Source organism: Terrimonas sp., assembly GCF_003075435.1.
GTDB lineage: Bacteria > Bacteroidota > Bacteroidia > Chitinophagales > Chitinophagaceae > Agriterribacter.
Map to the genome: position 1 here is coordinate 105,957 of NZ_QCZJ01000011.1, position 26,446 is coordinate 132,402.

The window sequence follows — 26,446 nt, forward strand, 5'->3', positions numbered from 1 at the left end:
TATTATGATTTGTGCTTCAAGAAAAGCGTATCTAATTTTTGTTCAAAAGCGTGATATCCTATGCTTTCATACAGCTCAGCTCTTGTTTGCATGGTATCAAGAACATTTTTTTGTGTGCCTTCTTTCCTGATAGCATTAAAAACATTCAACGCGGCTTTATTGGCAGCCCTGAAAGCGGATAGGGGGTATAATATCAATCCAACCCCTGCATCTTTTAATTCTTCTACCGTCCACATTGGCGTCATGCCAAATTCGGTTATATTGGCAAGCACAGGAATGCCTGTGGCTTTCACAAACGTACCATACTGGCTTAATGCGCTCACCGCTTCTGCAAAAATAAAATCAGCGCCTGCTTCTTTGTAAGCTACAGCTCTTTCCAGGGCCTTCTCTAAACCTTCGTTAGCTAAAGCATCTGTTCTTGCACCAATTACAAAATCCTGGTCGGTTCTTGCATCAACAGCGGCTTTAATCCTGTCAGCCATTTCGTCTTTGCTTACAATTTCTTTTCCCGGTCGGTGACCACAGCGTTTAGCGCCCACCTGGTCTTCTATATGTAATGCACCTGCACCGGCCTTAATGAGTGATTTAACTGTTCTTGACACATTGAACGCAGAAGGTCCGAACCCTGTATCAACATCTACAAGCAGGGGTGTATCAGTAATATTGGTTATGCGGTTAATATCTGTCAATACATCTTCGAGCGTAGTAATGCCAAGATCAGGAATGCCCAAAGAGCCTGCAGCTACACCACCGCCTGAAAGATAGATTGCTTTGAACCCGGACTGTGTGGCAAGTAAAGCATGGTTGGCATTAATTGTTCCAACAATTTGCAAAGGGTTTTCTTCCTTTATGGCTTTTTTAAAGCGTGCGCCTGCCGATACATTTTGTGTTGACATGGTTGCAATTTATGGCGTTTGGATGAGAGTATAGTATAAAATGCAGATATTAAAGAGTATGAAATGATGAGCGCAATTGATGAATAAAGAATTGAACGATGAAAAGTGAGACGCAACAACTGCTCCTTAGCAGTACTATAGCCGGCTCAACAATAAAAATATTTTTCGATGTGTTATGAAATTTTCCAGTCAATAGGATCCTGCCCCTGCTTGATTAGATAATCATTTGTTTTGGAAAAATGTTTGCAACCAAAGAATCCTTTATCCGCAGAAAATGGTGATGGATGAGCTGCTTTTAAAACATGATGCCTGGTTTCATCAATCAATATTTGTTTTTCCTGCGCAAATTTTCCCCAAAGCAGGAATACAATGCCTGATTTTTGTTCAACAACTTTTTGAATGACTGCGTCAGTAAATGTTGCCCAACCTATTTTAGAATGACTGAATGGCTCATTAGCCCGTACTGTTAATGCTGCGTTGAGGAGCAGTACTCCCTGTTGTGCCCAATAGGTGAGATTGCCTTTTTTGAAAGGCATTTCAACACCGATATCAGATTGAATTTCTTTATATATATTTATTAATGATGGGGGAGGAGGAACACCATCCTGAACAGAAAAGCAAAGACCATGAGCCTGCCCCGGCCCGTGATAGGGATCCTGCCCGATAATTACTGCTTTTACATTGGCAAAAGGAGTTTGCTGGAATGCATTAAATATCAACGGCCCGGGGGGATAGATCGTTTTACCTGCCAAACGCTCTGTTTTCAGAAAAAAAGCGATCTGTTCAAAGTACGGCTTTGTAAATTCATCTTTCAAAGCCTCTTTCCAGCTTGATTCTATCTTTACATCCATGTAGCTTTAATTAGAGTTTGGATGCAAACTAAAAAAAATTATCTTTGCAGCCTCAAAAAAAGGTACTGTGGCGATAAGGGATGTGGGTATGTAAGGGGGGCATCTGCCTTACAAGCAGAGGGTCGAAAAAGAAAGATGTAATAGATGTAATATTGGTCCGGTAGCTCAGTTGGATACCTGCCTGCCGGCAGGCAGGGAGCATCAGCCTTCTAAGCTGAGGGTCATTGGTTCGAAACTAACCTAAATGAAAAATCACAAAGATGTTTTTTGTGTATGTGATAAGAAGTGAAATTGATGAACGTTTTTATGTTGGTTTAACTGAAGATGTTGAAAGGAGATTAAAAGAACATAATAGTAAGAAAACAAAGTCAACGAAAGGTTATATACCGTGGAAACTTTGTTTTTTTGAAACGTTTAAAACAAGAATAGAAGCAAGAAAAAGAGAAATATATTTGAAATCGGGAGTTGGAAAAGAATATATTAAACAAAATTGGTCCGGTAGCTCAGTTGGATAGAGCATCAGCCTTCTAAGCTGAGGGTCATTGGTTCGAATCCAATCCGGATCACAAAAGGATTACTGTAAAGTGATCCTTTTTTATTTTCAAATTTTTCTTTCAAAACATCTCCTTAGTTTCGCGGCCTTATGAAAGAATTTGCATTTATAATAGCGGACAAATTATCTATAAAACCGCAACAGGTTGAAACTGTTATTGCTTTATTGAATGAAGGAGCCACCATACCTTTTATAGCGAGGTACCGTAAAGATAAAACCGGCGCTTTGGATGAAGTGGCAGTACAGGGTATAGAAGATGAGCTGAAATCCCTGAAAGCGTTTACCGAAAGAAAAACCGCGATAGAAAAATCTATTACCGAGCAGGAAAAAATGACGGAAGCATTACAGGAAAAACTGGATAATGCTAAAACACTTGCTGAGCTTGAAGATATCTATCTTCCATACAAGCCCAAAAGAAAAACCAAGGCGCAAACGGCAAGGGAAAATGGATTGGAGCCGTTGTCTGTTTTTATGCTGGAGCAAAAGAATGAAGATATTAATGCATATGTCGTAACCTTTATTAGCGATAAAATAAAAACCGCCGAAGAAGCTTTGCAGGGCGCAAGAGATATTATAGCGGAGCAGATCAATGAAGACGCACAGGTGCGTGCTAAAATGAGAAAGTTGTTTGAAGATAAAGCAGCTTTAAGCAGTAAGGTTATTGCAGATAAAGAAACAGAAGGCATTAAGTTCAAAGATTATTTTGATTACAGCGAACCTGTATTAAAAGTACCCTCTCATCGTGCGCTGGCGGTATTGCGTGGTTTTATGGAAGGCATTTTACGTATTGCGATAGAGCCTGAAGAAGAAACCGCGCTCTCTGTGGTTGAAGGATTATATGTAAAAGGCATGGGCGAAAGCAGTGTACATGTAAAGAAGGCAGTAAGAGATTCTTATCGACGTTTGCTGCAACCTGCGCTGGAAACGGAGTTCAGAACGATGCTTAAACAAAAAGCAGATGAGGAAGCGATCAATGTTTTTGCAGAAAATTTAAAGCAATTGTTGCTGAGCGCCCCCCTGGGCGGTAAGAGGGTGCTGGCGATAGATCCTGGTTACCGAACCGGTTGTAAGGTAGTTTGCCTGGATGAAAAAGGTGAATTGAAAAAAAATGATTTGATATACGTGCATGAACCGGGAAAGCTGCAAAGCTCGGAATATACCATCAAGCACCTCGTTGATGCTTACCGTATAGAAGCATTTGCTATTGGTGATGGTACTGCGGGTAGGGAGACAGAACAGTTTATCAAAAAGCTTAACCTCGGACTGCCTGTATTTTTAGTGAACGAAGATGGTGCTTCAGTATACTCAGCATCCGAAACCGCGAGGGAAGAATTTCCGGAGCAGGATATTACAGTACGCGGGGCAGTTAGTATCGGCAGGCGATTAATGGATCCGCTGGCGGAGCTTGTAAAAATTGATCCTAAAAGCATTGGTGTTGGTCAATACCAGCATGATGTTAACCAGTTCAGGTTAAAAGAGCGGCTTGATCAGACTGTTGTAAGTTGCGTGAACCAGGTAGGCGTGAACCTGAATACAGCAAGCAAACATTTACTGGCGTATGTAAGTGGTATTGGCAGCACGCTCGCAGATAATATTATTAAATACCGTAATGAAAATGGCGGATTTACCGACAGGAGCCAATTGCTGAAAGTGCCGCGCCTGGGAGGAAAAGCATACGAGCAGTGCGCAGGTTTTTTGCGTATTAAAAAAGGGAATAATCCGCTTGATGCAAGTGCTGTTCACCCGGAAGCATATACATTGGTTGAAAAAATGGCAGCTGATAATAAGGTGGAGGTTCAATCGCTCATTGGTAATGAAACGGTAGTAAAAAACATCAATGCCAAACAATATATCAGTGAGCAGTTTGGAGAGCATACCATTAATGATATTTTAAAAGAACTGCAAAAACCCGGGCTAGATCCGCGAAGCGAACTGCAGCAGTTTGAGTTTGCTAATATTTACTCAATCAATGATGTGCAGGTGGGTATGATAGTGCCGGGCATTGTTACCAATATTACGCGTTTTGGCGCTTTTGTAGATATTGGCGTTAAGCAGGATGGACTGGTGCATATTTCTGAAATAACACATAAGTTTATTGACGACCCCAACGAGGCTTTAAAACTCAACGACCAGGTAAAAGTAAAAGTGCTGGAAGTGGATATGGTGCGTAAGCGCATAGCATTATCCATTAAGCAAACGCAGGAAATGCCTGCACGTAATGAACGCAGGGGTAATAATCCATCTCAAAGGAGATATGAAAAGAAAGAGCCCGATTTATCGCAGGCTAGCTTCACAGATGCGTTGAGTGTATTGAAGAAGAAGTTTGGAAGGTAGGTGTTTTATATCCATTGAATTATTTATTGGTACTGAGCTGTAGTGCTACTATTAACTTCAGTTGTGTCACACTCTTGTACGTTCGGTAATTCTGTTCAGCAATAGTACTTCGCTGTGCGTGGCGTCCTCGCCACGCACGACTTTCCTGTCGTCTCTGGCGACATAGCCTGCTGCTTTTGCAATACACAATAGCATTACCACAGCACCGCCAACATTAATCGCGTTGCTTCAATAGTGCTGAGTTAATTGCTGCAGCACAAGCGAGCGTGGCAAGGAACGCCCAATAGTAGCAATACAGCTAAATACAAAAGAATAATTACTATTTCACCGGGCGGTTGAAGCTTTTTCGCAGTGCCTTTGTTGTACTTTTACCCAAAATATTCCAATGCGCATCATCCTTTCCTTTTTTATGCTTACGTGTTTTTCATTAAACACCTACAGCCAGCTTACTGCCAAAGCTATAGATGATGTTGTTGAACGTTCGATGAAAGCATTTGATGTGCCGGGCATAGCGGTAGGTATTATTAAAGATGGAAAAGTAGTACATGCGAAAGGCTACGGTGTTCGCTCATTGAATACCAAACAAAAGACAGATGAAAATACTTTGTTCGGCATAGCATCTAACAGTAAAGCATTTACGGCTACAGCACTGGGTTTACTGGTTGACCAGGGAAAAATTAAATGGGATGATAAGGTGAGAGATTATATTCCCGAATTTAAATTGTATGATCCTTATGTTACGGAAGAATTTACCATCCGCGACCTGCTTACGCACCGCAGCGGTTTGGGACTAGGCGCCGGCGACCTGATGATATTTCCTGACTCTTCCAACTTTGAGCTGAAAGATATTATTCATAATCTCCGCTATCTTAAACCTGTTTCAAGTTTCCGTTCAAAGTATGATTATGACAACAACCTGTATATTATTGCCGGCGAAGTGGTAGCAAGGGTAAGTGGTAAAAGCTGGGATGATTTTGTGCAGCAAAACATAATTGATGTAATAGGTATGACAAAAACCGCTACCTCATACAACAGGGTAAAAGATAAAACGAATATCATTGATGGTCATGCGCCGGTGGATGGAAAAGTAGAGGCAATCGGCAGGAATATTTTCAGGCTCGGCGCTGCGGCAGGCGGGTTAAACTCGAATATAACCGACCTGTGCAAATGGGTGCAGTTGTGGTTAAACAGAGGAAAATATGGAGATGGTTTGAGCAGGCAACTGTTTTCAGAAAACGTGTACCGCGAAATAACTTCACCGCAAACCATTATTCCGGTTTGGGCGCCGGGAGCATACAATACGCATTTCGCAGCTTATGGTCTTGGCTTTTTTTTGAGTGATGAAAAAGGGTATAAAAGAATTACACATACCGGTGGGCTTGCAGGAGTTGTTACGCAGATCACCATGTTTCCTGAATTGAATTTGGGTATTATTGTTTTAACCAACCAGCAGGAAGGCGGAGCATTTACCTCTATTACTAACCAGATTAAGGACAGTTATTTTGGTATAAAAGGAACAGACAGGGTTGCGGAATATTCCGCTAACAGGCAAAAGCAAATGGCATCTGCCAAACAATTAATGGATTCTATCTGGAATGATATAAAAGTTGTGCAGCAATCTGTTAAAGAAAAAGCTGATTTTAATGTATATACCGGCACATATAGAGATCCCTGGTTTGGTGATGTGGTGATCTCCGTGAAAAATGGTAAGCCCTGGCTTGATTCCAAACGCTCATACAAACTAACTGGTGAAATGTTTTATTACAAGGGAAATACCTTTGTGGTAAAATGGAATGACCGTAGTATGGATGCCGATGCCTTTGCGAGTTTCGTATTGGATGAATCGGGGAAAGCTGTTGGTTTAACGATGAAAGCCATATATCCTTTAACTGATTTCAGCTACGATTTCCAGGATCTTGATTTTAGGAAGGTGGAGTAGGAGTTATTCGCAAATGCATGAATTGTAAAAGCTAATATTTGATCTAATCTGACATCCAAGAAGAGTTATAGTTAATATTACAAATTCTCACTAAAATATTTTTTCCTGCAATCCACTCCCACACGCTACAGAGTGGGTTGCAGGAAAAAATATAAACTGTCTGACAACAAGTAGCTAAACTCAACGGAGTTGTGGATTCAAATACTGGTCAATACACATGAATATATTTTTTGTGAAAGCATTTATTGTTAGCGCATTCTGTACAACCATTAAACAGGGGAATTAAGGATACTGAATAATTGGCCTAAATATTATTTCTTAACTCCTTAATGTTTGTAGCCCTGAATCGCCCCACACACGCGGAACGCTGAAATTTGCAGCTATCTTCTTTGCAAAAAACCAATCGCTTTCATCATATCGTCATGTAATACCCTGTCTTCTGTATTAAATGACACTTCCTTCCTGAATTCGCTGACAACATTTTCAACAGCATCAGAACTTCTCAGCGGTCGCCTGAACTCCAGTGCCTGTACGGCGCTTAGTAATTCAATGGCTAAAACCTTTTCCGTATTTTGAATGATCCGCAAACATTTTGTGGCGGCATTAGCACCCATGCTCACATGATCTTCCTGGTTATTGGAAGAAGAGATAGAATCTACAGAAGCAGGGGTGGATAGCTGTTTGTTTTCGCTAACAATCCCTGCAGCGGTATATTGCGGTATCATAAAACCGGAGTTTAACCCCGGATCTTTCACCAAAAACATAGGTAATCCTCTTTGCCCGCTGATGAGCTGATAAATTCTTCTTTCAGAAATATTAGATAGCTCACTCATTGCGATACTTAAAAAATCCAAAGCCAGCGCCAGTGGCTGTCCGTGAAAGTTCCCGCCGCTTAATATCGTATCATCATCAGGAAATATATTCGGGTTATCAGTAACAGAATTGATCTCCCTGAGAAAAATGCTTTTCACATATTCAAATGTATCTGCCGTTGCGCCATGCACCTGCGGCACGCACCGGAAAGAATAAGGATCCTGTACTGCTTTGTTTTTATGAAACGCGATTGCACTTCCCTGTAAATGGCTCCTGATTATTTGCGCAACAGCAACCTGCCCGGCATGCGGGCGGATCTCCTGTATTTTTTCGTCAAAAGGTTCAGGAGAACAGTCAAATGCGTCGAAAGAAATAGCGGTTATAAGATTAGCCCAGCGGATCAGCCGTTCGCATTGTACCAAAATATACATGCCATACGCCGACATAAATTGTGTGCCATTGATCAGGGCAAGTCCTTCCTTGCTTTGCAGGTGTATGGGTTGCCAGCCTTTTTCTTTTCAGACGGTTGTTGTTTTTCTTTTTTCTTCATTATACCAAACTTCCCCCAAACCAATCAATGGCAAACTCATGTGGCTCAATGGCGCCAGATCTCCGGAAGCGCCAAGTGAGCCCTGTGTATAGATCACCGGCAAAATATTTTCATTATGCATTTCCGTCAGCCGTTTCACTGTATCTATCTGCACGCCGGAATAGCCGTAGCTCAGTGATTTTATTTTTAACGCCAGCATGAGTTTTACGATTGGCAATGGCACTTCTTCTCCCATACCACATGCGTGCGACATGAGCAGGTTTGCCTGCAACTGTTCAACCTGCTCATCATTTATTTTTACATGTTGCAAAAAGCCAAAGCCGGTATTGATGCCATAATACAACTTATCTGGTTGCTGCATTAATTTATCAAGATATTTCCTGCATTTTACAATACGTTCATGCGCATCAAAAGTGATGGATACATCCTGGCTGTATGCAATAAGATTTTTTACCTGGTCAAAATCCATAGGATGCCTGTCAAGCGGGAGATAATTGTAACTCATGCAGGTTAAATATTTATCCTGTAAATGTAAGAAAAGCAACCCGTTGCTCTCCTTAATTGCCCGCACTTAAGTGCGGGAAATTAAGGAGGGGGTAACTATAAAAAGCCCCGATAAAAATCGGGGCTTTTTATATGAAAATATTCTCCATTACTTCAATTTCATATCACTGATAATTCCCTGTATGCGCTTATCCAGCCCGGCATGTACTTTGTCATAATCAGCAGTACTTGTCAATCTGGTATTTACACTGAAGTAAAATTTAATTTTTGGTTCAGTGCCGGAGGGGCGGGCGGAAATTTTACTGCCATCTTCCAGTATAAACTGTAATACGTTCGACTTGGGTAATTTAATCTCCCATTCTTTGCCTGTTTGCAGGTTCTTACCTTTCTTCAATTCATAATCAAGCAATTCAACAACCTGTGAACCGTTTATTGTCTGAGGTGGATTATCACGGTAAGATTGCATCATTTCGGCAATTTCTTCCTGGCCGCGCATACCTTTTTTGGTAATTGAAATAAGGCTTTCTTTAAAGAAGCCATATTTTACATACAGTTCAACCAATTGCTCAAAAAGGCTCTTGCCGTTTTCTTTTGCGTAAGCGGCCATCTCACATAAAATAGCTACAGCGCTAACGGCATCCTTATCTCTTAATTTAGAGCCAACCAGTAAGCCATAGCTTTCTTCACCACCAATAATATAATCTTCCACGCCTTCTTTTTCTTTTATCAGCTCCGCGATCCATTTAAAACCGGTGAGTACATTGTAACATTTTACGCCATTTTCTTTTGCAAAGCGGTCAATCATATCCGTGGTTACAATGGTTTTCACCACCATATCATTCGGCTTGGCAATACCTTTTGATTTACGGGCTTCTATCAGGTAGCTGAAAGCAAGCAGGGCGGTTTGGTTACCGTTTACCAGCAGCCATTCTCCTTTTGTATCCTTAATAGCAATACCCACCCTGTCAGCATCAGGGTCTGTACCCAACAGAATATCTGCATCAATAGCTTTCGCTTTTTTTAAGCCGATGCTCATGGCTTCACTTTCTTCCGGATTGGGATATACCACGGTTGGGAAATTACCATCAGGTTCTGCCTGCTCTTCTACAATTGTTACATTGGTAAATCCATATCTCTTTAATAATTCGGGCACAAGTTTTATACCTGTTCCGTGAATAGGCGTATATACAATTTTCAGATCGTGCTGTTTGGCAATTACATCCGGATACACGCTTAATCCCTTAGCCATTTGCCAGTATGCTTCGTCAAGATCTTTGCCAATTAACGTGATCCTGCTTTCGCCACCGTTCCATTTCACATCGTCAATAGAAGCGATCTTATCTACTTCGGCAATTACATTTTTATCATGCGGCGGCACCAATTGCCCGCCATCATTCCAGTATGCTTTATAGCCATTGTATTCTTTAGGGTTGTGTGATGCAGTGCACACTACACCGCCCTGGCAACCCAGGTGGCGGATAGCAAAAGACAGTTCAGGTGTGGGACGCAATGCTTCAAATAAAAAAACTTTAATGCCGTTTGCAGCCATTACGTTGGCAGTTATTTCTGCAAACTGGCGGCTGTTATTACGACTGTCATGTGCAATAGCCACACGAATTTCACCACCTGGATATGTTTTGTTGAGATAATTGGCAAAGCCCTGCGTAGCCATGCCAATGGTATATTTATTAACACGATTGGTACCTACGCCCATAATACCTCTTAATCCGCCGGTACCAAATTCAAGGTTGCGGTAAAAAGCATCTGTGAGTTCATCAGGATTTTCTGCCTGTATTTTTTTTAGTGCTGCTTTGGTAGCATCGTCAAAACTGCCGGTTAACCAGGTGTCTATTCTTTCTTTTATTTTAGCATCCATATTATGGGTATTATTATTTGCAATCATGTTTGTTATCCGAATATCGGTTAAATAAGTAAAAAAGCAAACTATTCCAGCCAGGCGCCGGTTATTTTTTCATTATTATCAACTTCTACAAAAATATGTTCCTGCAATGTTGTTGCCACAGCAAAGCCAATATAGTCTGTATGTACCGGGAAAGTTTTATGCGTTCTGTCAACAAGGGCAAGTGTCTGAATTTTTTTTGGTTGATCTTTTGAGAAGGGCTGTAAAGCATACAGCATGGTTTTGCCACTATTGGCAACATCATCAATTACAATTACGACCGCGTTATCAAAGTTTGGAGTTTTGCTCAGGGTAATTTTGCGTGGAAACCTTTTATCATCAATTTCCATTTCTATAATATCAATTTCTCCTTTGAATATAGTTGAAAGTAAAGTTTTTAGCCGCTTTGCAATTACCACACCATTATCTTTTATACCCGCAAACAATAATTTTTCTTCACCAACATTACGTTCCGCTATTTCGTAAGCCATGCGCTGCAGCTTTTTTGCCACCTGCGCCTCTGTTAAAATATAGTTTTTCATCCTCCGTTATTAATCTTGCCAAAACTAAGTGGTATTGCTGAATAAAACAATTCGTACTAAACATCTTATCTTAGCGTTACATCCACTGAAATGATGCAGTTTATTCCGCAAATACTGTTTATTATATCCGCTGTGGCTGGTATTGGTTTGTTTGCCAAACGGTTACTTGAGATACGTAAGAATATATTGTTAGGCAAAGATGCTGATTACTCGGATCGTTCTCCGGAGCGCTGGAAAAATTTGTTGTTACTTGCATTCGGGCAAAAGAAAATGTTCCGTAATCCGTTGGTAGCTGTTCTGCACTTTTTTGTATATGCCGGGTTTATTATCATCAATATAGAAGTGCTGGAAATAATACTCGATGGCGTATTGGGTACTCATCGTTTGTTTGCACCGGTTTTGGGCAATATTTATACGGCACTGATTGATGCATTTGAAATACTGGCGGTGCTGGTAATATTTGCCTGTGCTGTTTTTTTAATACGCAGAAATATTTTAAAGCTAAGGCGTTTTATCAGCCATGACCTTGATGGTTGGCCCAGGAGTGACGCTAATTATATTTTGATAACTGAAATTGTTTTGATGTGTTTGTTTCTTACCATGAATACATCAGACCTTGTTTTGCAATCACGGGGTTATGGCCATTATGCAGCGCACAGTACCGGTCAATTTGTTATATCGGGTTTGCTCACCCCAATATTTTCCGGTTTTAGCGATGGAGCACTTGTAGCAATTGAGCGTACCTGCTGGTGGTTGCATATACTCGGTATTTTTGCTTTTATGAATTATCTTCCTTATTCAAAGCATTTGCATATAGCGCTGGCTTTTCCCAATGCTTATTATGCAAGGTTATTGCCCAAGGGAGAAATGATAAATATGCCGGCAATACAAAATGAAGTACTGTACGCCATGCAACCCGACCAGGCGCCACCCGCTGAACCCAGCGCACCACCGCCTAAATTCGGTGCTAAAGATGTATTTGACTTAAGCTGGAAAAATTTGCTCGATGCATACTCCTGCACTGAATGTGGAAGATGCTCAGCGGCATGTCCTGCTAATATTACAGGTAAGGCATTGTCGCCAAGAAAGATCATGATGGATACACGAGACCGTGTAGAAGAGGTTGGGAAAAATATTGCCGCAAACGGCAGTTTCAAAGATGATGGCAAAACTTTATTGCACCATTATATTTCTGTAGAAGAACTGCGTGCCTGCACTACCTGCAATGCCTGTGTGGAAGAATGTCCAGTTAGTATCAGTCCGCTGGAAATTATACTGGAACTGCGCCGTTCGCTGATAATGGAAGAAAGCAATGCGCCCCAGGAATGGAATGTGATGTTCTCTAATATTGAAAATAATTTTGCACCCTGGAAGTTCAGCCCGGATGACAGGGATGGGTGGGTGGGGGTATAGTTTATGGTTTGTGGTTTATGGTTTGTAGTGCTTGCCCGAATCTGTAATTTTATATTTGAAACAGCTTAAAATTAAAGCCTGACCTCAAACAATAAACTACAAACCACAAACTTCCAATACTACTCCTTCTTTCCCATCACGCTCAGATTCACGGTTAGTTCATCGGCCATGGTAATACTTCCGCCACCAACAGTATAATCCCTGCGGTTGATTTTAAATTCTCCTTCAAATAAGTAATCATCGGCTTTGACGGTTGCTTTAAAAGGAAAAGAGATCTCTTTGGTTACGCCCTTAATGGTGAGTTTTCCGAATACAAATAAGTAGTCTTTATCGGTGCTGGTAGTGATTTTTGTAGAAATGAAATGTATCTGTGGATATTTTTCGGCATCAAAATATTCGTCTTTCTGTAAATGATTGTCACGTTGATCTATCCCGGTGTTGATGGTTTTTGTATCAATGGTTACATCAAATTCAGAGCTGTTTAAATTGTCAGGACGAAATACTATTTTCCCTTTGAGCCCGGAAAATGTTCCATTTACATTTACCCCAAAATTTCTGATCTTAAATTTTATTGCTGAACCTTCATCAACAGGTTTATATTGCTGGGCAGTGAGCAGATTTACAAACAGGAGAAGAATGCTTGTAAAAAATATTTTCATAATTATCGATTTAAACAAAGATATTTTTCTATTTGTTAATGTATTCTTTAAACTAAAGGAAATAATTTTAAGGTAACATTTTATTGGTTACTGAAACTTTAGCGGTGCAAATGCATCTAAATTTACCTAAAAACAGTATGTGCAAGAAAATCATTGTTCTATGAACATAGTAATCGCTTTCTCTTTACACTCATTTTTTTGATTTATTATTTTTTTACCAGATTAAGAGCCTCTTTAGCAATTGTGCTAAAATTTTATACAGCATTACCTGCCTTTTAGAGCTTAAGTCTTCTTTGAAAGTAACATTAAGGCTCCAATGAAGTTTATTCTCAATACTCCAATGTTGCGGGTGATGTGTGGCATTGGGCATCAGTTGTTTGTTCAAAGGCTTCTTTTATTATCATCAGGTAAACGGGGCTTGTTCTCCTTTACTGCAAGTACATAATCTGCTTTATGATGAATTATCTTTTCAGCAATTTGTTGCCGGCAATCCATTGCATCTATGTTAATAATAGCCCCTTCCAGTGCTAATAAATCCAGCAATGCAGGAATAGGAGTGATCTTATTGCCTTTCTCATCAGTAAGGGATTGGAATAGTCTGTTGCCTGTTCTCCAAAACAACCAATTGTCAGCGGAGTTAATAGTAGTAAATATTTTATCATGCAATGCCTGAGGTTAGGTAGAATTTAAGTAGTCGATTTACACAATACTTATTCCTGTCATCTTCCTGTATAAATCTACGGCATACAGGTCCGTCATGCCCGCTATAAAATCTGTTACAGATTGCAGGTTGGTAAATAATGCTGATGGCTCATTGCTTATTACAAATTGCGGCGGAATAAGATTTTTCAGTTTTTTAGCTTTGGCGGTATATGGGTGCATAACCGCATATACAAATTCTTTTAGCAGGTAGCCGATAATATTATAACCTGCCAATTCAATTTCCACTACTGAGCGATGATTGTAAATATTTGTTATGGAATAATCATCAATCTGTTTAATGATATATAATTGTTCGGGCGGAAGCAGGTCAATCAGTGATTGGTGTAATGTGCCTGAAAGCAAATTTGCCTCCTGTTCCATAAATATATCTGAGAGTTTATGCACCAGCAGGTTAATGATCCTTGCGCGAAGGAACTGGATCTTTTTATTATCGTCTTTAATTTCTGTAAACGTTTTTTCAATTTTTTCCCTGGCGTCATAACCTTCTTCCTTATCGAAAAATGCGAGAAAGAAAGCAGCTATCTGTTCAATGGAGATAATGCCGAGCTTGAATGCGTCTTCAAAATCAATAATACGGTAACAGATATCATCAGCCGCTTCTACCAGAAAAACAAAGGGATGCCTTGCATATACATTTTCATTTTCACGCAGTTCTGGAATGCCAAGTATATTGGCAAGATGCTTATAAGTATGCAGTTCTGTAGAAAAGAACCCGGATTTTTTGGTGACCAGGTCTGGTTTTGTAAAACCGCTTAATGAATCGCAGGGGTATTTTACAATACTTGCCAGCGTAGCGTATGTTAACTGAAAACCGCCCTGTTTGTCTTCATTAAAATTATGGGTAAGCGTACGGAAGGCATTGGCATTGCCTTCAAAATACAGCAGGTCTTTTTGCTGAGCTTTGCTTAGTTCATTGTCGAATCTCTTTTTAGCATCGCCTTCCAGTTCGTTAAAAAATATACGGATAGCATCTTCGCCGCTGTGCCCAAAGGGAGGGTTGCCAATATCATGTGCCAGGCAACCGGCAGCAATTACAGAAGGCAATTCATAGCGGTAAAACTCTTTGAATTGTTCCGGTTCGTTTAAGTATTTGTCAGCTATAAGGTCTCCGGCGGCCTTGCCCAGGCTCCTGCCCACGCTCGATACTTCAAGACTATGCGTTAAACGGTTATGCACAAATACAGCACCGGGCAAAGGAAATACCTGTGTTTTATTTTGTAATCTCCTGAATGCAGAAGAAAAAATAATGCGGTCATAATCACGCACAAAAGATGTTCTTATATTTTGTGGCGAGGTTTTTTCTTTAAATTCACTTCCGCTGCGTTGGGAACTATAGAGCTGCTGCCATTTCATAGAGGTGCAAGATATAGATCATTCTTCTAATCACTGCTGTACAAATTCCACTGGCTGATTAGTAATAACTCACCGTAAGCCCGCCCACATGAGATTTAGAGCTAAAAGCATATTGCAGTGAGCGGAACAGTCTTGTATAGTCTTTAAAAAATCAAGATTAATTATTCCATCAAACCGGAGAAACATCATAAATACATTTTGTAAGTAATAATTGCCATTCATACAATAGCGCCTCAAAACCCTTTTATAAGTGCAGCGGTATAAGAAAAGGATATGTCAATTTGTGTGCATAATAAATTTTGTAATAAAAAGAATGAAAATGAAACTAGAAAGTATGGTTTTAACCATGGTAGTGGCAGTAATATTTACATCGTGCGAAAAGGATAATATTACAGGACGGGGCACAGTACAAACAGAAGCCAGGGAAGTAGGTGCGTTTACCAAAGTATCTGTAGAAGGCTCAACTGATATACATATTACGCAGGGTAATAGTTTTAAAGTGTCTGTTAAGGCGTATGATAATTTGTTGCCCTATTTGGTAACATACGTTGAGAACGGAGCATTGGTAGTTAAATATGAGCATACTGCAAACGTAAGAAATGATAATTCAGAAGTATTTATTACAATGCCTGTCCTGGAAGGGCTAAGTACTAAAGGTAGTGGCGATATTGATGTTAAAGGAGCATTTGAGCATACACCATTTTTTGATGCAAGCATTAGCGGATCTGCTGATATAAGTATTGAAAATGCCGTTGCTGAAAAATTGCAGCTTTCAATTTCGGGTAGTGGCGACTTTAATAGCTTCGGGTTTTCTATTAAAGAGGCTGATGTTAAAATATCCGGCAGCGGGGATGTTGAAATAACAGTAAATGAAAAATTGAAAGCAAAAATAAGTGGCAGCGGGAATATTTATTATAAAGGTGATCCGGCTGTAATAGATGATAATATAAGTGGCAGTGGCAAACTGGTACAAAAATAAGATACGGTTCGGGATGGAGTTTTGGTTATGTGCGAAGCCTGAGGGCTTCGCATTTTTTATGCCTTTTGCCCGCTGTGCGAAGTCCAGACTTCGCACAGATTATGTTCTTCAGAGACGCTGTCTCTGTAAATGATGCTACCGTTCATGTGGCTTGCCTGCGCTATGCTGAATAGCATTGCCGGACGATGAAGTGTGACACAACAGGCGCTGATAGTAGCAATACAGCCCGCAACATAATGATCCAATCCTAATATTTTTAGTATCTTCGCTAACTTTTTATGGCAAAAACTAAAGATAAGGGCGTGCAGGATGATCAGTTGATCACTGCCGGCCATGAACATATAGACGTATTTGGCGCAAGGGTTCATAATCTTAAAAATATTGACATCAGCATTCCTAAGAATAAGCTGGTGGTGGTAACAGGTATCAGCGGCAGTGGTAAATCTTCGCTGGCATTTGATACCATTTACGCGGAAGGGCAGCGCAGGTATATGGAAACCTTTGGCGCTTATGCCCGCCAGTTTATCGGCGATATGGAGCGCCCGGATGTAGATAAGATCACAGGACTTTCGCCGGTGATTTCCATTGAACAGAAAACTACCAACAAAAATCCACGCTCAACCGTAGGAACCGTAACCGAAGTTTATGATTTTTTGCGGCTGTTATTTGCAAGAGTGGGAGAAGCATACTCTTACAATACAGGCAAACGAATGGTGAAATGGAGTGAAGAAGAAATTGTAGAAAATATTTTCAAAAAATTTAAAGGGCAAAAAATTTCGATACTGGCGCCGCTGGTGCGTGGCCGTAAAGGGCATTACCGAGAGCTGTTTGAAGAGATACGCAAGAAAGGATTTTTAAAAGTGAGGATTGATGGTGAGATAAAAGATATTACTGCTAAAATGCAGGTTGACCGTTATAAAATTCATGATATAGAAGTGGTGATTGACCGCCTGAAAGTGGATGGTGAATTTAAAGTCCGGATCAGCCAGAGTGTGCAGCAGGCATTAAAGATGGGTAAGGACCTGTTATTTATCAGTCCTGCTGAAGGAAAAAATCCAACAGATGCTTCTTATAGTAAAATGCTGATGTGTGAAGATACCGGCATTTCTTATGAAGAGCCTTCGCCCAATAGTTTTTCATTCAACTCACCGTATGGCGCCTGCCCGGTTTGTAAAGGATTGGGGTCGGTGTACCAGGTAAGTATGGAAGCGGTTATACCTAACCGCGAGTTAAGCATAAATGAAGGTGGCATTGCCCCGCTGGGCGAAGAAAGAGACGCGTATATATTTAAGCAGGTACAGCAGTTTGCTAAAAAAAATAAAATAAGTCTTGATAAGCCTGTAAAGGACCTGCCGGAAAAATCAATGAACTTATTGTTGTATGGTGATGAGGCAGGCGTTGAGAACATGGATGTAAATTTTGATGACACACCAACTAATGGCAATATATACCTTACGGAATTTGAAGGTATAGTAAACCAGTTGAAGCGCTGGTTTGCCGGCGGCACAAGCGAGGGTATACAGCAGTGGGTGGAGCAATTTATGGAATTGAAAACCTGTGAAGCATGTAACGGTGCGAGATTGAAAAAGGAAAGCCTTTGGTTTAAGGTGGATGGAAAGAATATATCAGAACTTAGCGAGTTGAACCTTGATGAATTGATGCGCTGGTTTGGCGGTATAGAAAAAAGATTATCAGATAAACAGAATGCCATTGCTAAAGATGTATTAAAAGAAATACGGGAAAGACTGGGGTTTTTGCTGGATGTTGGGTTAACTTACCTTACGCTTAACCGCGCATCAAGAACATTGAGTGGCGGTGAATCGCAGCGCATTCGGCTGGCAACACAGATCGGCTCCCAGTTGCAGGGCATTACCTATATACTGGATGAACCTTCTATTGGTTTGCACCAGAGAGATAACCAGCGGCTGATAACGGCGCTTCAACATTTACGTGATATTGGTAATAGTGTATTGGTAGTAGAGCATGATAAAGATATTATGCTTGCAGCGGATCATTTGATTGATATTGGGCCGAAAGCCGGATTTCACGGCGGCAAAATTGTTGCGCAGGGCAAACCTGCAGATCTGCTGAAACTGGATACACTTACTTCTTCTTATCTTAATGGGCACCGAAAAATTAAAATACCTGAAGAGCGTAGAAAGGGAAATGGAAAATTCATTGAGATAAAAGGCGCTTCTGGTAATAATCTCCAAAAGGTGAATGTAAAATTTCCCCTGGGAAAATTTATTGTGGTAACAGGTGTGAGCGGCAGCGGAAAGTCAACGCTGATCAATGAAACCTTATATCCTATACTCAGCAAACACGCCTATGGTTCAAGAATGCAGCCATTGCCTTACAGCAGTGTAAAGGGGTTGGAAAATATTGATAAGGTTATAGAGATAGACCAGTCGCCCATAGGCAGAACGCCGAGAAGTAATCCTGCTACGTATTGCGGATTTTTTACAGAGATAAGGCAGTTATTTGCGGCTGTGCCCGAAGCAAAGATCAGGGGATATAATGCGGGCAGATTTTCTTTTAACGTTAAAACAGGTCGCTGCGATGTTTGTGAGGGCGGCGGTATGCGTGTGATTGAAATGAATTTCTTGCCTGATGTATATGTGCCCTGCGAAAAATGCCAGGGAAAAAGATATAACCGCGAAACACTGGAAATACGTTACAAAGGCAAATCCATCAGTGATGTTTTGGATATGACGGTTGATGAAGCGGTGGAATTTTTTCAGGCAGTACCTTACCTTTACCGAAAGATAAAAGTGCTGCAGGAAGTAGGTCTGGGCTATATTACACTTGGGCAGAACGCGGTAACATTAAGTGGCGGCGAAGCACAGCGCGTAAAGCTCTCTACCGAGCTTGCAAAAAAAGATACTGGTAAAACATTTTATATTCTTGATGAACCAACAACCGGTTTGCATTTTGAAGATATACAGCATTTGCTGGATGTATTGAATAAGCTCACCGACAGGGGCAATACGGTTTTGGTAATTGAGCATAACCTTGATGTAATAAAAGTGGCCGATCATGTAATTGATGTTGGCCCTGAAGGCGGAACAGGAGGAGGTTCAATTTTATTTGAAGGCACACCCGAGGGGTTGGTAAAATGTAAGGAAAGTTATACAGGTTTTTACTTAAAGGAGGAGTTGAAGTAAGGTTTCAGCTATCAGCTATCAGCCTTCAGCTTTGGGACATTAGCTTTCAATACTGAATATTAAAAGTATTAATCACTCTTTTAAAAGTAAGGTTTGTGAGCGATCCGTTATCAGCTTGTAGCTGATAGCTGACAGCTAAAAAAATATGCAAAGAATAATCATCGACATGGACGAAGTAATGGCGGATACTATGGGCGGTATGTTTGAATGGTATAAAAACAACTACAGCCTTCCGCTCGACTATTCAAAAATGAAAGGCTCGTGGATGCTGGGCATACCGGAGGAACATAAGGATGCGGTAAGACAGCATTTATATAGCGAAGGATTTTTTCGTAACCTGCCGGTGATGGAAAATTGTATTGATGTGGTGGATGAGCTGAATAAGAAATATGAAGTGTTCATTGTGTCTGCGGCAACGGAATTTCCCAATTCGTTAAGAGATAAGCTGGAATGGCTGAATGAACATTTCCCGTTTCTTTCCTGGCGGCAGTTGGTGCTGTGCGGCGACAAACGGATGATTGCAGGCGACTATATGATTGACGACCACGTGCGTAACCTGGTGCATTTTAAAGGGAAGCCATACCTTTATAGCACTATAATGAACAAAGATGAAACAGGGTATGAAAGAGTGAGTAACTGGCAGGAGGTGGCGGAGAAACTGTTATGATTATTTAGTTTGGGGTTTATCGTTTGTAGTTGTCAACGTGCAGGCAAACCATAAACTCGAAATTTTTAATTGCAGGCTCCTGTTATTGTTGATAATGTAATTTTTGTATTTGCCGTAACTCTTCTATGCTGCATTGCATAGCTATTAAAAAGCGGTTTAAGAAATCCGCCGTTACAATCTCCTTATTTTCCCATTTTGAATAATCCTGCTGGCTGACATACGACTGCTGCAACGGTTTTATTACGGAATAATAAATACTTTGAATAAAAATTAATACCATTGCTCCGCTTTTGTGGCAGATATCTGTATATGGATATGTGGCTATAGTGACAGTTTTTTGTTTGCTTTCGTTTCGTATATTATATTTATCCTGACCTTTTGTATCTTATCTTCGAGCTATCTTTGTATTTGAAACCACAAACAGCGCTTATGGATTTTAGTGATATGCATAGTCTGCCCGAATGGGGCGACCACAAAATGCTTAAAAAGCGATACGAAGGAGAAGAGTGGAAAGTTAAACCTCAACTTGATGCCGCTGAGAAATTATACAATAAGTGGCGGGAAATTTTTATGCTGGTAGAATCCTATTGCGAAACATTACAGGATTCAAAAGATTATGACCACGCGGAAAAGAATAAGGAACTCATCTGGCAAAATCTTTTTATTATAGCGCCAAAAATTATTGGGGCGGCTGGCGTTGATCTCTATACCTTAAAAATGGAAAACGCTTCTATTGTTCGCAATAACTGCCGCGAGATGATGGAACAAATTAAATTTACCGCTATGGTGGGCGCGGGCGAGGAAAAATATGCTGAAGCCATTGAGCATGAAATGGATATTTTCAGAGCGCTTTTTAAAGCCTGGGTTAATACCTTTGTAAAGGATGAATATGAAGATGAATGGGGGTTGTTTGTATAAATTTTTTCTTTCCTTAATATTATAGTAACAATGCGCAAATAGATTTGCACACAATAAAAAAAATTGCTGTGCAACTATTTTGTTTCTTAATATTGTGTGCGATTATTACACTCTTTTTTTCACTAAATTGTAAAGGAGTAAACAATTGCTGACTGCTTGCACATATAATGAGAAAGAATTATTGCTGCGCATATCCGCCGGTGATGCCCCGGCGTTTGCTCTCCTGTTTAATCAATACAAGGATAAGATTTACACAATCGGCTTCAAAATAACCGGTTCCTCTTTTCTTGCAGAAGAAGTAGTGCAGGAAATATTTATGAAACTATGGACAAACCGGAAAACGCTGCCGGAACTGGAATGTTTTACGGCATGGTTCAATACAATCACCCGGAATCATCTTTTTTCGCTTATCAAACGTAAGGCTGCCAGAGAGCAGAGGGAAATTGTTTTTGCCAATAAAATCCCTGCTTTTTACAATAATGCTGATGAAAACATTTTGCTGAAAGATGCCGGGGAGCTTTTGGAAAAGGCTTTGTACACGCTTCCCCCGCAACAAAACAAAGTATACAGGCTCATTAAAGAAAGAGGTATGAAAAAAGAAGAGGTGGCTTCACAACTTAACCTCTCCACCGAAACCGTAAAAGCACATCTCTCAAAAGCTATGAAAAGTATTCGTGCATATTACCTAGCACATATGGATCACCCTGCCATACTGATCCTTGTCTTTTTTTTCCTGGAATAAATGCAAGGCAACTAACCCTTTTTTTTGTTGAGTGAGTCTTGTTATACAGAAGTACCTTAATAAATGCTTCGCCAATAACTGAAGATTATCATATGTCGCAATCGCGTTTGACATATTTATTTAACAGGTATATAACCAAAGCGTATACTCCCGAGGAGAAAGCGGAATTATTCAGGCTGATACAAACGGAAGAAGCTGATGAAGAATTGAAAGCATTGCTTGGTAATATGGTAGAGGGCACAGAAACAGAGATGCATTTACCTGAAAATACAAGCGATAAAATTTTTCAGGCTATAGTAGGTGAAATGCCCGCACTTCCGGTTAATGTTCCTGTAGAGAGTAGACGGTCTATTCCCAGGTGGGTGGGCATTGCTGCTGCTTCCGTAGTGCTGGCAGTATTGTGTTCGTATTTTATTTTCAGAACAAATAAAACAGGAGCGTTAACTGAAGCAGCTATTGCTGTAAAAAATGCCGGGCCTTCGTTTATACAGATTACTACAACTACAAGGGAAGGAAAAAATATACGATTACCTGATAGTACTGAAGTTTGGTTAAGCCCTTCCAGTGTCCTGGAATATCCTCCGGTATTTACCGGCGCGCTAAGAGAGATCAAACTCTCGGGCGAAGCTTTTTTTGAGGTTGCGCATGACAGGCAACATCCCTTCATCATTCACAGCGGCAATATTGAAACCAGGGTTTTAGGTACTTCTTTTAATATCCAGGCTTATGATAACCAGGAAGAAATAAATGTTACGGTGGTAACCGGTAAAGTAAATGTTAGTAATAAAAGCAAAGTGGAGCATGTGGAGCTTGTTGCCAATCAGCGTGCCGTTTTTCATCGAACAACAACGGAACTGGTAAAAGAAGAAGCCAATACTGCTTCGGCGCCGATAATGCTGAAACGGAAAGATGGGGAATTTGTATATAAGAATGAAAGATTGCAGAAAGTGATAGACGATCTGCATGAATATTTCGGCATAAATATCCAGGTTGCGGAGGCGGTAAAAGCCTGCCCGGTTAACCTTAATTTTTATCTGTCAGAAAAAATTGAGGAAGTGCTGGAGCCAATCTCGCTGATGATAAACGGCAGTGTTCAGAAAAAAGGGGATATTTTTTTTATAGATGGAAAGCCCTGCATTAAAACCAACTGATTATTTTTTTATTAAAAGTAAACCAATACATGCTTATGAATCAGCTCTATCATCATCCAACTTAAGTATATATAAAACCCGGACATCATAAATGCCCGGGGTACATTATACGCGTTGTAAAAAATTGTAGTTATCCGAAAGTTGTGGAAGGCAGACGGACACTACGCATTTATAACATATAACTTTTCAAAAATATGCAAAAAAATTGTATAGGCAGGATTGTACCTATAATACAGAAATTTATGCGATTATCCCTGCTGTCAATAATTGTTATTTGTTCCTCTGTTATGTCCCTGTCGGCAAAAAATGTAAAAGGACAGGAACTGCTTGATAAAAAAATATCTATCTCTCTCAAAAATGAAACACTGTTTGAAGCCCTGGAGAAAATAAGAAAACAGGCAGATATTCAACTTTTCTACGCTACAAACATTATTGATCCATCTGATAAGGTGAATATTTCCGCCAATAAAACTTCTCTCAGGGAAGTATTAAATGAGTTGCTTGCACCGTATATGCTGAACTATATTGTTTCAAACAATAAAATAGTAATACGGAAAAATCCCTCAAATGTTGCAATAAAGGTTCCGGGAAGCACGGATGATAATGCAATGTTACCATCACCGGAAGAAGCACGGAATATTGATATAAGCGGCCGTGTTATGAGCAGCACCGGCGAATACCTTGCCGGCGTTACAGTACAGGTTAAGGGTGGTGGTGCGGCTACCAAAACCGATGTTAATGGTTTCTTTCGGTTATCAGTACCCGAAAACAGTATATTGGTTTTTACATACGTTGGATATATAAAAGAAGAAATGCCGATTTCAGGGCGTACCAACTATGATATTGTTTTAAAACCTACTGATTCCAAAATGGAAGAAGTGGTAGTGGTAGGATATGGAACACAGAAAAAAGTAAATTTAACGGGTGCGGTAGACCAGATTACGCAGGAAACACTCAAAAATCGCCCGGTCTCTAATCTTTCGCAGGCGCTGGTTGGTGCTTCTCCTAACCTTAATATTAATATGCTCGATGGAAAGCCAACCCAGTCCCCTTCATTTAATGTAAGAGGAACTACTTCAATTGGACAAAAGGGAGATGCGCTGGTTTTAATTGACGGGGTGGAAGGCGACCCCAAAATGTTAAATCCAAACGATATAGAAAGCATATCTGTTTTAAAAGATGCTGCATCGGCCTCTATATACGGAGCGCGTGCTGCTTTTGGTGTAGTGCTCATTACTACAAAATCTGCAGCACGCGGTAAAACATCCATCAGTTATTTAACCAATGTTTCAGTTAAGTCTCCAACAGATGTGCCTGATAATATTACTGACTCATATCCGTGGGCACAAGGCTTTAATGATGCATGGTCAAGGTGGAATGATAATGGTAATAATCCTACTGCCATCAATAAAACTTTACCATTTTCGCAGGCCTATCTCGCAGAAATCAAAAGGAGATGGGAAGATCCTTCTTTACCAAGAATTGAAGTAAATCCATCAACCGGTGAGTATCAATATTATTACAGTACAGACTGGTATAAAGAATTATATAAAAAGCAGTTTACTGCGCAGGATCATAACCTAACCCTATCCGGCGGTAATGACAGAACAGCGTTTTATTTAAGCGGTCGCTATAATGGGCAGGATGGACTTTTCCGGTACAATTCAGATAAGTACAGTATGTATAATCTGCGTGCAAAAGGAAGCGTGCGCATTACCGACTGGCTTCAGGTTGAAAATAATACAGAGTATTCCCGCATGAATTATCACCAGCCTTTAAATGTAGGTGAAGGAAGCGGCATATGGAGAAACATGGCTGATGAAGGCCACCCACTTGCTCCTTTATTAAATCCTGATGGTACATTATCGTTTCCTGCGGCATATACCGTGGGTGATTATTATATCGGCAGAAACGGTGTAGATAACGCGCAGCGGTTTTTAAAAAATAAGATTTCAGCTAAAGCAGAATTTTTTGAAAGAAGCTTAACACTGCGCAGTGATTTTACTTTTCAAAGCACAGATTTAGCAGTACAGCAAAGACGTGTGCAGGTGCCTTACAGCCGTTATAAAGATGTTATTGGATATACAGGAACCAATACCAATGATATACGGGCTAACGCTGCAACCACGGAGTATGTTGCTACCAATGTATATGCTGACTATGTAAAAACTTTTAATGATGTTCATGATTTTCATCTTTTGATAGGATATAACTATGAACAGTCCTTATATAAAGGGTTCTCGGCGGCCCGTAATGGCCTTGTATATGCTGATGCAGACAATATTAACCTGGCATTAGGACAAAGTATTCAAACACCGGGTGATTACCGGAAATGGGCAATCGCAGGCGGTTTCTTTCGTGTGAACTATGATTTTAAAAAACGTTACCTGTTAGAAGTGAATGGACGTTATGACGGGTCTTCTAAATTCCCGACCAATCAGCAGTGGGCATTCTTTCCATCCGCTTCAGTAGGTTGGCGTTTATCTGAAGAGGCTTTCTGGAAACTTGATCCTAAAGTCTTTTCTAATGTAAAGATCCGCGCTTCGTACGGATCATTAGGTAATGGAAATATAGATCCTTATTCATTTACGGAGAACTTTAAGATAGAACAATCCGGTCGCATTATTAATGGTATTCGTCCGCAGAAAACCGGCCAGCCGAATGTCATTCCAGCCGGTCTTACATGGGAGACTTCTACAACAGGTAATATAGGGCTGGATCTTTCCAGCCTTGATAACCGTTTGCAGTTTACAGGAGATATCTACAGACGATGGACTAAGGATATGTTTACAGTTGGGCCTACAGTGCCTGCTGTATATGGAACCGATGTCCCTAAAGGCAATTATGCAGATCTGAAAACCACAGGGTGGGAAATATCTATCAAATGGTCTGATGATTTTGTAGTGGCAAGTAAGCCATTTAATTATGATGCCAGGTTTATATTGTCTGACTATACTGCGATTATTACAAAGTACAATAACCCCGATAAAAACCTTAGTGATTATTATGTGGGGCAACATTTAGGTGAAATTTGGGGTTACCAGGTTGAAGGATTATTCCGCTCTCAGGAAGAAATTGACAAATCTCCTTCACAGGTAAATGTGCCCAATACCAATACGCGTAAAAATTATGTGGGTGATATCAAATTTAAAAACTTAGACTATGATGACCAGATTTACCAGGGGCTGAACCGTGTAGGCAACTCCGGTGATAAAACGCTTATAGGCAATAGCCAGCCACGTTATACATACGGATTTAATTTCAATGCAGACTGGAATGGGTTTTTTGTGTCCTTTTTCTTCCAGGGAGTAATGAAACAGGATTGGTATCCGTCACCCGAATCCCGTTTCTGGGGGCAGTATAACCGTCCTTATAATCCATACCCGCGCTGGCAGGAGAACAATATGTTCAGGGAAGATCTGCAGAACTTTGATGCTTACCTGCCACGACTGGTGGGTTATATTGCACAGGGTACCGGGCGTGCATTGAATATACCAAACGACCGTTACCTGCAAAATGCTTCTTATATACGTTTACGTAACCTCCAGGTTGGTTATGGGTTACCTAAAATCCTGGTCGCTAAAATACATGCTACGGACGCAAGGATATATTTTTCCGCGGAAAATTTGTGGACCTGGTCACCCATGTATAAATGGACAAAAGATACTGATGTAACCAATATTTATGGTTCAGACCGTGATTTGAGCGGAGGTACCAGTGGAGACGGTTATAACTATCCCATGCTTAAAGCAATGTCATTGGGATTGTCCATTAATTTCTAATCTTATAGTTTAA

General features: G+C 40.4%; 19 protein-coding genes, 1 tRNA gene and 1 pseudogene. 12 read left to right on the forward strand and 9 right to left on the reverse strand.

Features of this window, described 5'->3' with window-relative positions:
• Positions 1-2: 2 nt before the first annotated feature.
• Both prpB and ung read right to left on the reverse strand, forming a co-directional pair.
• A complete protein-coding gene (gene prpB, locus DC498_RS13515; RefSeq protein ID WP_116874696.1) occupies positions 3-896 on the reverse strand; it encodes a methylisocitrate lyase in 894 nt (297 codons plus the stop codon).
• A 173-nt stretch (positions 897-1,069) separates the two neighbouring features.
• Positions 1,070-1,747 (reverse strand): uracil-DNA glycosylase, encoded by a 678-nt coding sequence (gene ung, locus DC498_RS13520; protein WP_116874697.1) that lies wholly within the window; start codon positions 1,745-1,747, stop codon positions 1,070-1,072.
• 260 nt (positions 1,748-2,007) lie between these two features.
• On the opposite strand from ung, the gene DC498_RS13525 reads away from it, so the two are divergent.
• The 4 genes from DC498_RS13525 (at position 2,008) to DC498_RS13540 (ending at position 6,573) form a co-directional block, all read left to right on the forward strand.
• Entirely contained in the window at positions 2,008-2,262 is a 255-nt protein-coding gene (locus DC498_RS13525) for a GIY-YIG nuclease family protein (protein ID WP_116874698.1), read from the forward strand.
• Positions 2,240-2,313 (forward strand) — tRNA-Arg (locus DC498_RS13530). The genes DC498_RS13525 and DC498_RS13530 overlap by 23 nt, the downstream gene beginning before the upstream one ends.
• 77 nt (positions 2,314-2,390) lie before the next feature.
• The gene (locus DC498_RS13535) at positions 2,391-4,634 is read left to right on the forward strand and encodes a Tex family protein (protein ID WP_116874699.1); all 2,244 of its coding nucleotides are present in this window, start codon (positions 2,391-2,393) and stop codon (positions 4,632-4,634) included.
• Between the two features lie 385 nt (positions 4,635-5,019).
• Positions 5,020-6,573, forward strand: a complete 1,554-nt coding sequence (locus DC498_RS13540; RefSeq protein ID WP_116874700.1) for a serine hydrolase — start codon at positions 5,020-5,022, stop codon at positions 6,571-6,573.
• A 380-nt stretch (positions 6,574-6,953) separates the two neighbouring features.
• On the opposite strand, the pseudogene hutH reads toward DC498_RS13540, so the two are convergent.
• The 3 genes and pseudogenes from hutH to DC498_RS13555 all read right to left on the reverse strand — a co-directional run bounded on the left by hutH (position 6,954) and on the right by DC498_RS13555 (position 10,882).
• Positions 6,954-8,441 (reverse strand): annotated as a pseudogene (gene hutH, locus DC498_RS13545) (histidine ammonia-lyase).
• A 147-nt stretch (positions 8,442-8,588) separates the two neighbouring features.
• Positions 8,589-10,316 carry a phospho-sugar mutase gene (locus DC498_RS13550; RefSeq protein ID WP_116874762.1) on the reverse strand — a complete coding sequence of 576 codons (1,728 nt, stop codon included), beginning with the start codon at positions 10,314-10,316 and terminating at the stop codon, positions 8,589-8,591.
• Positions 10,317-10,384: 68 nt separating this feature from the next.
• Entirely contained in the window at positions 10,385-10,882 is a 498-nt protein-coding gene (locus DC498_RS13555; protein ID WP_116874701.1) for a phosphoribosyltransferase family protein, read from the reverse strand.
• Positions 10,883-10,972: 90 nt separating this feature from the next.
• On the opposite strand from DC498_RS13555, the gene DC498_RS13560 reads away from it, so the two are divergent.
• Positions 10,973-12,295 (forward strand): (Fe-S)-binding protein, encoded by a 1,323-nt coding sequence (locus DC498_RS13560; protein ID WP_240628013.1) that lies wholly within the window; start codon positions 10,973-10,975, stop codon positions 12,293-12,295.
• A gap of 119 nt (positions 12,296-12,414) precedes the next feature.
• Here DC498_RS13560 and DC498_RS13565 read toward each other — a convergent pair whose 3' ends face one another.
• The 3 genes from DC498_RS13565 to DC498_RS13575 form a co-directional block, all read right to left on the reverse strand.
• Entirely contained in the window at positions 12,415-12,954 is a 540-nt protein-coding gene (locus tag DC498_RS13565; RefSeq protein ID WP_116874702.1) for a YceI family protein, read from the reverse strand.
• 381 nt (positions 12,955-13,335) lie between these two features.
• Entirely contained in the window at positions 13,336-13,620 is a 285-nt protein-coding gene (locus DC498_RS13570; protein WP_116874703.1) for an ISAs1 family transposase, read from the reverse strand.
• 33 nt (positions 13,621-13,653) lie between these two features.
• Positions 13,654-15,030, reverse strand: a complete 1,377-nt coding sequence (locus tag DC498_RS13575; protein ID WP_116874704.1) for a deoxyguanosinetriphosphate triphosphohydrolase — start codon at positions 15,028-15,030, stop codon at positions 13,654-13,656.
• Between the two features lie 319 nt (positions 15,031-15,349).
• Between DC498_RS13575 and DC498_RS13580 the strand changes: the two genes are divergently transcribed.
• Positions 15,350-16,009: a head GIN domain-containing protein gene (locus tag DC498_RS13580; protein WP_165813835.1), complete on the forward strand. Its 660-nt coding sequence runs from the start codon at positions 15,350-15,352 to the stop codon at positions 16,007-16,009.
• A gap of 56 nt (positions 16,010-16,065) precedes the next feature.
• Here the strand turns inward: DC498_RS13580 and DC498_RS25995 are convergent, their stop codons facing one another.
• The gene (locus DC498_RS25995; RefSeq protein WP_133176850.1) at positions 16,066-16,254 is read right to left on the reverse strand and encodes a hypothetical protein; all 189 of its coding nucleotides are present in this window, start codon (positions 16,252-16,254) and stop codon (positions 16,066-16,068) included.
• A 33-nt stretch (positions 16,255-16,287) separates the two neighbouring features.
• Between DC498_RS25995 and uvrA the strand changes: the two genes are divergently transcribed.
• The 6 genes from uvrA (at position 16,288) to DC498_RS13615 (ending at position 26,433) form a co-directional block, all read left to right on the forward strand.
• The gene (gene uvrA, locus DC498_RS13585; RefSeq protein ID WP_116874706.1) at positions 16,288-19,173 is read left to right on the forward strand and encodes an excinuclease ABC subunit UvrA; all 2,886 of its coding nucleotides are present in this window, start codon (positions 16,288-16,290) and stop codon (positions 19,171-19,173) included.
• A 145-nt stretch (positions 19,174-19,318) separates the two neighbouring features.
• Entirely contained in the window at positions 19,319-19,840 is a 522-nt protein-coding gene (locus DC498_RS13590) for a 5' nucleotidase, NT5C type (protein ID WP_116874707.1), read from the forward strand.
• A gap of 429 nt (positions 19,841-20,269) precedes the next feature.
• On the forward strand, positions 20,270-20,758 hold the full coding sequence (locus DC498_RS13600; RefSeq protein WP_116874709.1) for a hypothetical protein: 489 nt from the start codon (positions 20,270-20,272) through the stop codon (positions 20,756-20,758).
• A gap of 145 nt (positions 20,759-20,903) precedes the next feature.
• Positions 20,904-21,500: an RNA polymerase sigma factor gene (locus tag DC498_RS13605; protein ID WP_116874710.1), complete on the forward strand. Its 597-nt coding sequence runs from the start codon at positions 20,904-20,906 to the stop codon at positions 21,498-21,500.
• Between the two features lie 107 nt (positions 21,501-21,607).
• Entirely contained in the window at positions 21,608-22,651 is a 1,044-nt protein-coding gene (locus DC498_RS13610; RefSeq protein WP_206197613.1) for a FecR family protein, read from the forward strand.
• Between the two features lie 242 nt (positions 22,652-22,893).
• Positions 22,894-26,433: a TonB-dependent receptor gene (locus DC498_RS13615; RefSeq protein WP_206197614.1), complete on the forward strand. Its 3,540-nt coding sequence runs from the start codon at positions 22,894-22,896 to the stop codon at positions 26,431-26,433.
• The last annotated feature ends 13 nt before the right edge of the window (positions 26,434-26,446 follow it).